7 protein-coding genes are annotated in these 8,326 nt (G+C 36.9%); 3 read left to right on the top strand and 4 right to left on the bottom strand.

Annotated features, from left to right (window positions below; genetic code table 11):
- Positions 1-450: transposase (locus tag WMO14_RS06050; protein ID WP_349153456.1), on the top strand; the 450-nt coding region annotated here is incomplete at its 5' end.
- A 349-nt stretch (positions 451-799) separates the two neighbouring features.
- Here the strand turns inward: WMO14_RS06050 and WMO14_RS06045 are convergent.
- Positions 800-1,942 (bottom strand): N-acetylmuramoyl-L-alanine amidase family protein, encoded by a 1,143-nt coding sequence (locus WMO14_RS06045; protein WP_349153455.1) that lies wholly within the window; start codon positions 1,940-1,942, stop codon positions 800-802.
- Between the two features lie 368 nt (positions 1,943-2,310).
- On the opposite strand from WMO14_RS06045, the gene fucO reads away from it, so the two are divergent.
- The gene (fucO, locus tag WMO14_RS06040) at positions 2,311-3,459 is read left to right on the top strand and encodes a lactaldehyde reductase (RefSeq protein ID WP_022501879.1); all 1,149 of its coding nucleotides are present in this window, start codon (positions 2,311-2,313) and stop codon (positions 3,457-3,459) included.
- A 141-nt stretch (positions 3,460-3,600) separates the two neighbouring features.
- On the opposite strand, the gene pepF is transcribed toward fucO, so the two are convergent.
- A complete protein-coding gene (pepF, locus tag WMO14_RS06035; protein WP_055174040.1) occupies positions 3,601-5,388 on the bottom strand; it encodes an oligoendopeptidase F in 1,788 nt (595 codons plus the stop codon).
- Positions 5,388-6,263, bottom strand: coding sequence for a DegV family protein (locus tag WMO14_RS06030; RefSeq protein WP_022501881.1), 876 nt, complete (start codon positions 6,261-6,263; stop codon positions 5,388-5,390). Before WMO14_RS06030 ends, pepF begins: the two co-directional genes overlap by 1 nt.
- A 195-nt stretch (positions 6,264-6,458) precedes the next feature.
- On the opposite strand from WMO14_RS06030, the gene WMO14_RS06025 reads away from it, so the two are divergent.
- Complete coding sequence (locus WMO14_RS06025; RefSeq protein WP_349153454.1) at positions 6,459-7,388, top strand: GNAT family N-acetyltransferase; 930 nt, start codon at positions 6,459-6,461, stop codon at positions 7,386-7,388.
- 124 nt (positions 7,389-7,512) lie between these two features.
- On the opposite strand, the gene dapB is transcribed toward WMO14_RS06025, so the two are convergent.
- A complete protein-coding gene (dapB, locus tag WMO14_RS06020; protein ID WP_022501883.1) occupies positions 7,513-8,274 on the bottom strand; it encodes a 4-hydroxy-tetrahydrodipicolinate reductase in 762 nt (253 codons plus the stop codon).
- Between the last annotated feature and the right edge of the window lie 52 nt (positions 8,275-8,326).

The following is an 8,326-nucleotide window of genomic DNA, read 5'->3' as shown; positions in this document are numbered from 1 at the left end:
AATAACAGGAAACTTACAGTATCACATATAAGACACAATAAAACTAAAACAGGATATGTGAGTGAAAAAACTATCTACACATGTGAGAATTGCAGCGACTGCCCTTACAAGAGTGACTGCATAAAAGATAATAACTGCAAAACGCCATTAGGAGAAAGAACCAAGGTATTACAAGTTGCAAAAACATTTATAAAACACAGAAAAGAGGATTTGGAACGAATCATATCTGATGAAAGGGTATTGTATCGTATGAACCGGAGCATTCAGGCTGAAGGCTCATTTGGAGACATAAAACAGGACATTCAGTTCAGAAGATACCTAAGCAAAGGGACTGCGAATGTACTCGCTGAAAGTACTCTTTTAGCAATTGCAAGAAACATAAATAAACTTCATAATAAGATTCAGAACGGGAAGACAGGAACACATTTATTTCCTTTAAAAAGTGCCTGAATTTAGAAATATCAAAATAAAAATTTTTAAAATCTGTATAGGTTTATTAAAGTACGCCAATTTTTGGAACATCCCATTCATTTTAATAAATAGTAACTTAAAAATCGTATTTTTATAGGAAAAAGAGGCTGGTACTTTAACGATTTTCAATCGTTAAAGCGACAGCCCCTTTTTGTTATCCGAGAAGTGCGAGGCACTTCTCGAAACCCAACTGCTTCGAAGTTTGGGTTCGATTTCTCAGAGTGCTAAAGCACTCTTCGGTCGTGTCAGAGCAGAGGTCCACCGGACCTCTTAACACCCGTCTCGCGTGACGTACGGGAGGGATTATCAATAAGTCCTAAAACAAAAGTTAGTTCACTACCTCTAATATTCCTTGTGCATCGGCACGGGCCAGGACATCTAGCTGGGAGTCGGTGCTGAAATGAGTTCTGTAGTCGTTCTCGTTGCTTAGAAATGAGTGTTCTATTATAATTGTTGGTATTCCGGCATATGTGCCGTTGTATATAAGTCCATAATAATCTGCTGGTGAACCGTCTGGGTAGAGTTCATTTACTGTGTTGGTACGCTGTAATATGCCATTAGTGTATTCTGTGTTCCAGTCATCTGCTATTGGAATTCCTATATTGTTAAGATTGCGGATAATTGCATTTGCAAGCATATTTTCTTTATCATATATGCTTGCAAATCTTGAATCAGATGGCTGATATCGGCTACAGCTCATTAATACCATACAGCCTCTTGGATTAGTATTATCCTGGCTTTTGCTGTTAATATGAACCGATATAACATAATCGGCGTTATTGCCTTTAGCATAGTCTATTCTTCCCCCTATGCTCACATCTGTATCAGAAGTACGTGTCATAATGACATTAAGATTATCATTCTGTTCAAGATACCACTGAAGCTTTTTTGCTATTACAAGATTAATATCTTTCTCTTTAATGAGTACACCATCATATGTTTCTTTCGTTCCCTCATTACTTCCACCGTGTCCTGCATCTATACATATAGTTGTCTTGTGCTGCGCTTCCTGAATATTTTCCTGTGTATCATCATCTTCTGCTCCACCTGATACATAAGAAAATGTGTCATTATATACAGGCTGCTGGCTGTTATCATCTACATTGTTACCATTTTCTGTATAATTATCCGTATCATAATCCGAATTATCATTACTTATACTTTCATCACCGCTGTTATTTTCATCTTCAATATCTGCATTATTTTCGTTATCCGTTACAGCAGATGTGTTATCGGCTTCGCTGGTGTTCTGGTTCTCATCTGAATTAACAGACAGATCATCTGCATTTACATTCTGCATACTATCTGTATCACTATTATTTACCGCAACAACTGCCGTATCTGCTTCATTATTAGAATTATCAGACTTACCATCTGTCCTTCCGCACGCTGTCAGGCTCAATGTCAATGTACTTACTAACAACGCTGTATTTATCACTTTTATTATATTCTTTAAATTATTGTTTCTCATTTTACTCCATTCCTATGTATTTAATGTGTATATGATATACCTTTCATTTAATAATATCTATACCTCAATTTTATTTTTAAATTTACTTTTCAATTTTGTTTCAAATTTCATTTCTATATTTTATAGTGTTCTGATAATGTATTTTCAATAATATAATTTCAATAATAAAATATACCATTTTACATATCTTTTCACACACATATTATTAATATATCCCCTGTTTATGTGCCCTCATTTGTGTACACATTCACACATTTGTTGCGTCATTTTGCATTAATTTTAATATTTTTTAGTTTTTTACTTGTATATTATTCACAAAGTGTTAAAATATAAACATAAATTCAACGTGAATGGAGGTAAATATTATTATGGCACAGAGATTTATTCTTAACGGTACATCTTACCACGGAAAGGGAGCTATCAAGGAGATAGCTACAGAGGCTATTTCAAGGGGATTTAAGAAAGCATTTGTATGCTCTGACCCTGACCTTATCAAATTTGGTGTAACTAAGAAAGTTCTTGATGTATTAGACGAGAACGGACTGGCTTATGAGGTTTATTCAGACATCAAGCCTAATCCAACAGTAGAGAATGTTAAGACAGGTGTACAGGCATTTAAAGATGCTGGTACAGATTATCTTATCGCAATCGGCGGTGGTTCTTCAATGGATACAGCCAAGGCTATTGGTATTATTATTAACAACCCTGAATTCAGTGATGTTATAAGCCTTGAAGGTGTTGCTCCTACTAAGAAACCTGCCGTTCCTATTATTGCAGTTCCAACTACTGCTGGTACAGCCGCAGAAGTTACTATCAACTACGTTATCACAGATACAAGCAAGAACCGTAAAATGGTATGCGTTGACCCACACGATATCCCTGTCGTAGCTGTTGTTGACCCTGATATGATGTCTAGTATGCCTAAGGGGCTTACAGCCGCAACTGGTATGGATGCTTTAACACACGCTATTGAAGGTTACATAACTGCTGGTGCCTGGGAATTATCTGATATGTTCCATCTTAAAGCTATTGAAATCATTTCTAAGAGCCTTAGAGGTGCTGTTGAGAACACACCTGAGGGACGTGAAGGTATGGCACTTGGACAGTATATAGCAGGTATGGGCTTCTCTAATGTAGGTCTTGGTATTGTCCATTCCATGGCTCACCCACTTGGTGCCCTCTATGATACACCACACGGTGTTGCTAACGCTATTATCCTTCCAACAGTTATGGAATACAATGCTCCAGCAACCGGTGAGAAATATCGTGACATTGCCAAAGCTATGGGTGTCAAAGGCACAGATGATATGACACAGGAAGAATACAGAAAAGCTGCTGTAGATGCTGTAAGAAAGTTATCACAGGACGTAGGTATCCCAGCTAACTTAAAGGATATTGTCAAGGAAGAAGATATTCCATTCCTTGCACAGTCAGCTTATGATGATGCATGCAGACCTGGTAATCCAAGAGAAACAAGTGTTGAAGAGATAACAGAGCTTTACAAGAGCCTTATTTAACAGACAACTACTTAAATTATTGTTTATCATATTTTACACCTCTAAAAAAGAACCCCGCTATACCGGCAGGGTTCTTTTACTATTTACTATTTTAGTGTTATATAACAAAACATAGGTTATATGACAAAACGCATTAACAGCTTAATCCCACTCATCAAGCAGTCCATTAAATACATTTAATGCAGACTGTACAACTTCACGTTTTTCCATATCTATTCGGCATAGCTTAAGCAGGTCAATAGGGTGAAGACTGCTGCCGCCTGAAAGGAACTTTTTATAGCCCTCTTTAACAGCTTTATCTCCCTTTAATATTCCAGCCGCTATCGCAATAGCAGCAGAATATCCTGTTGCATACTGGTATACATAAAATGGAGTATAAAAATGTGGTATTCTCGCCCACTCGTATGCTATCTCATCATCAATAACACACTCACTTCCAAAATACTTTTCATTAAGCTTTCTGTATACATCACACAGGTTATCAGCAGTAAGGACATTGCCTTCTTCGACCATTTTATGGGCTGTCATCTCGAATTCAGCAAACATCGTCTGTCTGAACAATGTACCCTTAAACTGCTCAAAATAATGGTTAAGAAGATACTTTCTTCTCTTATTATCTTTATCATTCTTACAGCTTTCCAACAGATAATTCATAAGAAGTGCTTCGTTACAGGTTGAGGCAACTTCTGCAACGAATATCTTGTAACCGGCATATATATATGGCTGGTTGGAATTAGAATAATATGTGTGCATTGCGTGACCCATCTCGTGAATAATTGTAAACACATCATCTAATGTTCCTGAGAAATTAAGGAATACATAAGGGTGAGTTCCATATGCTCCCCATGAGAATGCTCCCGTTCTCTTTCCTTTATTCTCATATACATCAACCCAGCCTGTTTCAAAGCCTTCTTTAACCTTAGCAACATACTCTTCGCCCATAGGTGCTAAAGCTTCAAGAACCATCTGTCTGGCTTCATCATAGGTAACCTTCCACTCATAGTCCGCTACCATCGGAGCATATATATCATAAAAATGAAGCTCATCAACCCCTAAAGCTTTCTTTCTTATATCAACATACCTGTGCATAAGATTAAGATTGTCATCTACAGTATTAATGAGATTCTTGTATACATCTACAGGAATAAATGAATCAGACAGATACATATGTAATGTTGATTCATATTTTCTTGCTTCAGCCTTAAATACTGCCTGTTTTACGTTGCCATAAAAGCAGGCTGCAAGCGTATTGATGTACTGCTTATATTCCTTATAAAGACACTCAAAGGCTTCTTTTCTTACACTTCTTTGCTGGCTCTGCATATATTTTACATATGTTCCATTAGTCAGCTCAACCTTATTCCCAGATTCATCAATTATACTGCCAAAATGGACATCTGCATTGTTAAACTTAGAAAATATCTCATTAGGAACAGACATTACCTGCGATGCTTTTGCAAGAAGAACTTCTTCCTTCTCAGACAGCGAATGTTCTTTCTGGCTTAACATATCGTCAATCATATGCTTATACAACTTAAGCCTGTCATCTTTTAAATATTCATAGAGAACATTTTCATCCATACTTAATATTGCAGGCTCAACAAATGCGTACTTCTCAGCACATTTAGCTGCTGCCGTCTGTGCCCTGCCTGACATATCCTGATACACCGAATTAGCTGTATCCTCATAATATCTCATATATGCGTATACATATAATCTCTCAACAAGATAATCAGTATCATTCAATTCCTTTAATACATTATAAAGATTATCAGCCGACTCAGTTAAAACAAACTGATATTCACAAGGCTCGCCTGCCTGTTTAATAAGCTTCTGGTAATCTTCTTCCCACGCATTATCTGATGAGTAGATGTCATTAACTGCCCATTTGAACTCATTATCAATCTCACTTCTTAAAGGTGCTGCCATTATTCTGCCTCCGGTACATAAGCTGACACTGCTATTGCCAATGAACCATATCCTATATGGCACGCAACACTGAGTGACAATGGATCCATATGGAAATCATACTGAGGAAATGCTTCTTTTACAGCCTCAGCCCATTCCCTGGCTTCTTCTTCATTACCAGTATATGCAACTTCCATATGAAGCTTTCCTTGTTGTGCATAATCTTTAAATCTGTTATCACAGTCATCCTTCATAGCCTTAAGCATAATCTTCTTGGCTGATGACTTTCCTCTTGCCTTGGCAAATGCATCAAGCTTCTCACCCTGTATCTGTAATACAGGATTGAGCTTTAACATAGTTCCAATAGCTGCCGCCGCAGGTGTTATTCTTCCACCCTTCTTAAGATACTTAAGTGTTTCAAGAGTTATATATATGCTTGAGTCCATTTTGTGAGCTTCAAGTATATCCTTAATCTCCTCGGCATTCTTACCCTTATCTGCCAGAGCCTTTGCATCCATAACTGACTGGCGCATAGTAACTGATATACGCTGGTTATTAACAACCTGCACCTTTCCATCATAATCACCTGCAACCATAGTTGCTGTCTGGCAGGTACCACTAAGACCGCTTGACATAGGTATAAATACAACCTCATCATTGTCCTTTAACAATTCATCAAAATAGTCCTGTAATGTTCCTATTGATGGCTGTGATGTAGATATATCTGCATCATTTTTAAGCTTTTCATAGAATTCTTCCTGTGTAAGATTAATATCTTCAAGGTATTCCACTCCATCAATAAAAAAAGGCATAGGTATAACTGTAACACCCATATCCTTAGACTGTGCCTGTGTAATACCGCTATTGCTGTCTGTTAATATTGCTACTTTACTCATAATATGACCTTCCTATTATTTACTGTAATTGCTACCAATCATCACTAATATATATAGCAATTACTCTCTATCTACCCGTAGTATAAAAATGATTATCAACTCTTATTGTACATTATCTTTTAGTTTGCTACAATGATTTTTACATAAAATTTGCAACAGATTACCAATTTTACTTAAATCAGGGGGATTTAATATATGAACGCACACGCCAATACTACTTCATTCGCCAATACTACTTCATTCGCCAATACAGATATTATTATAGAAAATGTCTTCTCTTATGATGATGTTTTAAAGCTTTCCGAATTATGCAATTATGAACCATTCTGTGATGAACCTGAGGCTGAAGACTTAATACAACTTGCGGCTTTTACAAAGGATACCCACTGCCTTGTCGGGTTTATTTCGTGTTTAAACCCTATTATTAACTGCAACACTGATGACTCCGATGACATAGACACTCACAATAATTCAGATACTATTAAACCGAGTATATATGATGATATGGTAATTGAATTTACCGCTATGACTGCCCCTGACTACAGGCAGCAGCACATTTTCACAGCAATGTTTTATGCACTTATGTGCACCGTTAATGCTTTAATATCAGACAGAAACATAAAATACATCACCGCCATTGACGATAAAACCGCGAACAGCATTATCAGCCACAAGCATAATCCTGCTTGTAATATTTCCGGCAATATCAATATAGCATATGCCTGCAGCGAATATCTTATGGAACTTTCAATTAAACATATAACTAATAACTTTTCCACTGTCCTTCCGGACACTATTGAGTTATTAAAATATGATGATGAATATCAGCTTTTATCAAGTGCCTCTGATGAGCTTATATCATCAATATCATTTGAACATTTTAACACACATATATGTATACACGATGTATGGACTGACCCTGATATGCGCAGATGTGGCTATGCCAGATTATTATTAACAGAGCTTATTCAGGATTGGAAAAATGACAGCTTAAACAACAGCCACGATAATACTATAATTCCTCTTATACTTCACGTTTCAGGCAGTAATATGCCCGCTGTCAGGCTTTATAAGTCAAGCGGATTTGTTGTAAGGGAAGAACTAAAGTATTATAACGTAAAATAAGTCCTACAAGCAAAAGGTGTGGATAATGTAACTAACAATTCAGGCTTTAGCCCTGAATACTGCGGTTGTTACATTATCCACACCTTTAATAATTTAATCTGTTCTCTTCGTGCTATCCCATTTATTATCTTGCCGCTATAACATCTGACATATCATACATTCCTGCACTCTTACCTGCAAGGAACTTAGCTGCTTCTATAGCACCCTTTGCAAATACTGACTTAGAATATGCTGTGTGTGTGAATTCAATAACTTCATCTTCACCAGCGAATATTACATCATGTACTCCTACTATTGTTCCACCACGCACTGCGCTGATACCGATTTCTTTAGGATCTCTCTTTACTCTTTCCTGACTTCTGTCATATTTATAGTAATAATCATCACCAAGAACTTCCTTGATTGAATCTGCTAATGCAAGTGCTGTTCCACTTGGAGCATCTACCTTCTTGTTATGATGTCTTTCTACTATCTCAACATCGAAGCCTGCTGGTGCAAGAATCTTAGTTGCATCCTGTAAAAGCTTCATAAGCATATTAATGCCAAGTGACATATTAGCAGACTTAAGCACTGCAACTTTGCAGGCTGTCTTTCTTACGTGTTCAATCTGCTCATCTGTAAGTCCTGTTGTACATACTACAACCGGAATCTGCTTCTTTTCACAATAATCAAGAAGTGCATCCTCTGCCTTTGCTGCTGCAAAGTCAATTATGACATCTGCTTCTACATCACAGTCATTAACTGATGCAAATACAGGATAATCATTATGTCCATCGTCAAATGGATCAATTCCTGCTACTATCTTACATTCATCATCTTTGCTTACAAGGTCTGTAATAACTCTTCCCATATGTCCATTACAGCCATGCATAATAATTCTTGTCATTATCATAGCCTCCATACATTATTTTCTTTATTATTTCAATATTTATGTTCGC

The sequence above is a fragment of the Lachnospira rogosae (ex Hitch et al. 2025) genome (genome assembly GCF_040096455.1).
GTDB classification, from domain to species: Bacteria; Bacillota; Clostridia; order Lachnospirales; family Lachnospiraceae; genus Lachnospira; species Lachnospira rogosae.
Note: the sequence above shows the minus strand (reverse complement) of the source record. Positions and strands in the feature narration are given on the sequence as shown.

Bases quoted from the DNA above. Each gene is read 5' to 3' on its own strand.
- WMO14_RS06045 (WP_349153455.1), bottom strand. From the start codon at position 1,942: ATGAGAAACAATAATTTAAAGAATATAATAAAAGTGATAAATACAGCG.
- fucO (WP_022501879.1), top strand. From the start codon at position 2,311: ATGGCACAGAGATTTATTCTTAACGGTACATCTTACCACGGAAAGGGA.
- pepF (WP_055174040.1), bottom strand. From the start codon at position 5,388: ATGGCAGCACCTTTAAGAAGTGAGATTGATAATGAGTTCAAATGGGCA.
- WMO14_RS06030 (WP_022501881.1), bottom strand. From the start codon at position 6,263: ATGAGTAAAGTAGCAATATTAACAGACAGCAATAGCGGTATTACACAG.
- WMO14_RS06025 (WP_349153454.1), top strand. From the start codon at position 6,459: ATGAACGCACACGCCAATACTACTTCATTCGCCAATACTACTTCATTC.
- dapB (WP_022501883.1), bottom strand. From the start codon at position 8,274: ATGACAAGAATTATTATGCATGGCTGTAATGGACATATGGGAAGAGTT.